We start from the raw sequence: 3,018 nt of genomic DNA on the forward strand, positions 1-3,018 counted from the left end.
CTTCCCCCAGGCCGACAAGGTGCCGCTGGTGGGCGGCACCTCGGCCGAGACCTTCAGCGTCGAAAAGGCCCTGGCGGTGCACCCGGACCTGGCGATCATGGCCCTGAGCGGCGGCCATGGGCCGAGCCCCGACAGCGAGGCGGTGAAACAGCTGGAGGCCGCCGGGGTGGCGGTGATCTTCGTCGACTTCAGCGACCATCCCCTGAGCAACACCGTGCCCAGCATGCGCCTGCTGGGCCAGGCCCTGGGCCGTGAGCAGCGGGCCGAGGAATTCATTGCCTTCTATCAACAGTCCCTGGCCAAGGTCACCCAGACCCTGGCCAAGGCCGGTACCGTCAAGCAGCCGAAGATCTTCATCGACATGCTCGCCGGGCTGCAGGACTGCTGCGGCTCGCCAGGCACCGGCAACTTCGGCGAGATGATCAAGCTGGCGGGCGGGCGCAACATTGCCGACGGGCGCATACCCGGGCCCATTGGTGTGCTCAACGTGGAGTACATTCTCTCCAGCGACCCGGACGTTTACGTGGCCACCGGGGTCTTTGCCGCCGGCCAGGGCGGCGTGACCCTGGGTTATTCCGCCACCTTGCAACAGGCCCGGGACAGCCTGCGCCAGGCCGCCAACCGCCCGCCGCTGAATGAACTGCGGGCGGTGCGCGAAGGCAATGTGCACGGCTTGTGGCACATCTTCTATGACTCGCCGGAACACCTGATCGCGGTCCAGGCCCTGGCCAAGTGGCTGCACCCGGAGCTGTTCAAGGACCTGGACCCGGACCAGACCCGCCGCGAGCTGTACCAGCGCTTCATGCCGATTCCCGCCAGCGGCGTGTTCGCCACGAGCCTGAAACCATGACCCAGGCTGCCACCGACGTGGCGGACAACCTTGCCGCCGGCCATTACCAGCGACGCCACGGGCGCCGAGTGCTGCTGTTGGGCGGGCTGGCCCTGGCCCTGCTGCTGTCCCTGGCCCTGGACATCACCACCGGACCTTCCGGGATGAGCCTCTCGCGCCTGCTGCAGGTGCTCTGGAACCCGGGCTCGATGCCCCGGGTGGAAGCGGTGATCGTGTGGAACGTGCGCCTGCCCTACGCGCTGATGGCGGTGCTGGTGGGGGCCGCCCTGGCCCTGGCCGGCGCCGAGATGCAGACCGTGCTCGATAACCCCCTGGCCAGCCCCTTCACCCTCGGTGTATCCGCCGCCGCGGCGTTCGGTGCAGCCCTGGCCATCGTCCTCGGCCTGGGCCTTCCCGGGGTGCCGGCGCAGTACCTGATCTCGGCCAACGCCTTCCTCTTCGCCCTGGCCTCAGTGGCCTTGCTGTACCTGCTGGCACGCTGGCGTGGCTTCGGCGTGGAAAGCCTGGTGCTGTTCGGCATCGCCCTGGTGTTCGCCTTCAACGCCCTGGTGGCGCTGCTGCAATTCGTCGCCACCCAGGACAGCCTGCAGCAACTGGTGTTCTGGACCCTGGGCAGCCTGGCCCGGGCCTCCTGGGAAAAGCTCGCGGTACTGGCCCTGGCGCTGTTGCTGTGCCTGCCCTTCTCCCTGCGCCAGAGCTGGGCCCTGACCGCCCTGACCCTGGGCGAGGAACGGGCCCGCAGCTTCGGCATCGACGTTGGCCGCCTGCGCCTGCTGTCGCTGCTGCGCATCAGCCTGCTGTCGGCCCTGGCGGTGTCCTTTGTCGGCACCATCGGCTTTATCGGCCTGATCGCCCCGCACATCGCCCGCCTGCTGGTGGGCGAAGACCATCGGCTGTTCCTGCCGGCCAGCGTGCTCAGCGGCGGGCTGATCCTGTCCATGGCCTCCATCGCCAGCAAGGCGCTGATCCCCGGGGTGCTGATTCCGGTGGGTATCGTCACCGCCCTGGTGGGCATTCCCTTCTTCATGGCCATCGTCATGCGCAACCGTCGAGGTGTCCTGTGAAGCCGCTTGTGTCCTCCAACGCCGGCCTGTGCACCGCCGGCCTGAACATGCACTACGGCAACCGCCAGGTGCTGTGCGACGTGGCCCTGCCGCCCCTGGCCGGGGGCAGCGTGACCGCGCTGATCGGCCCCAACGCGGCGGGCAAGTCGACCCTGCTGCGGGGCATCGCCGGGTTGCACAAGACCTCGGGCCAGGTACTGCTGGACGGCGTCGACCTCAACCGCCTGCCCCAGGTGGAACGGGCGCAGCACATCGTCTACCTGCCCCAGAGCCTGCCGGAACGTACCCGCCTGTGCGCCTTCGAAGCAGTGCTCAGCGCTGCCATGGCCGGGCATCGCACTGGCGGTTTCGCCCCTGGCCGGCCCAGCGCGGCGGTGTTGCACGGGGTCGAACAAGTGCTGCAGGACCTGGACCTCACCGCCCTGGCCGACCGCCCGATCGACGCCCTCTCCGGTGGCCAGCGCCAACTGGTGGGCCTGGCCCAGGCCCTGGTGCGCCAGCCCCGGGTGCTGCTGCTGGACGAACCCACCAGCGCCCTGGACCTGTACCACCAGTGCCAGGTAGTGGAAGCCATCACCCGGGCCACCCGCGAGCGCCAGTTGATCACCCTGGTGGTGGTCCACGACATCAACCTGGCCCTGGGTTTCAGCCAGCAGGTGGTGGTGCTGCACCATGGCCGCCTGGCCGCCGCCGGGCCGGCCCTGGAGGTGATCAACCCACAACTGCTGCGCGACGTCTACGGCGTCGACGCCAGCCTGGAACAGGTACGCGGTCGACCGCTGGTGATGGTCGACGGCCGCCTGCCCTCTCACTCAGCCCTGGGATAAACCATGACCAACGCTCAACAGCTGCCCCTCGACACCCTGGACACGCCCCAGGCCGCCCCGGCCTTCGACCTGCGCCCGCTGCTGGTGGCCAACCTGGCCTGCACCATGGCGATGATGGCGTTCGTTTCGCTGATCGGCCCCATTGCGCGGATTCTCGGCCTGGCCACCTGGCAGGCGGGGATGGCGGTGACCGTCTCCGGGGTGATCTGGATGCTCCTGGCCCGCCCCTGGGGCCGGGCCAGCGATCGCCTCGGTCGGCGGCGCATCCTGCTGCTGG

The 3,018-nt window shown here is 69.2% G+C and carries 3 protein-coding genes and 1 pseudogene; all 4 read left to right on the plus strand.

Annotated elements, in window-relative coordinates; genetic code table 11:
- Positions 1-850, plus strand: an 850-nt coding sequence (locus F6S12_RS30880) for an ABC transporter substrate-binding protein (protein WP_315869777.1), incomplete at its 5' end; no start/stop codon positions are given.
- A complete protein-coding gene (locus tag F6S12_RS30885) occupies positions 847-1,914 on the plus strand; it encodes a FecCD family ABC transporter permease (RefSeq protein WP_077934363.1) in 1,068 nt (355 codons plus the stop codon). The genes F6S12_RS30880 and F6S12_RS30885, both read left to right, overlap by 4 nt.
- 8 nt (positions 1,915-1,922) lie before the next feature.
- A complete protein-coding gene (locus F6S12_RS30890) occupies positions 1,923-2,741 on the plus strand; it encodes an ABC transporter ATP-binding protein (protein ID WP_011061782.1) in 819 nt (272 codons plus the stop codon).
- A gap of 3 nt (positions 2,742-2,744) precedes the next feature.
- A pseudogene (locus tag F6S12_RS30895) lies at positions 2,745-3,018 on the plus strand (MFS transporter); the annotation flags it as partial.

The organism is Pseudomonas sp. JV245A, from assembly GCF_032424515.1.
GTDB classification, from domain to species: domain Bacteria; phylum Pseudomonadota; class Gammaproteobacteria; order Pseudomonadales; family Pseudomonadaceae; genus Aquipseudomonas; species Aquipseudomonas protegens.

What these genes read in the sequence shown, in the direction of transcription:
- F6S12_RS30885 (WP_077934363.1), top strand. Translation starts at nt 847, where the DNA reads ATGACCCAGGCTGCCACCGACGTGGCGGACAACCTTGCCGCCGGCCAT.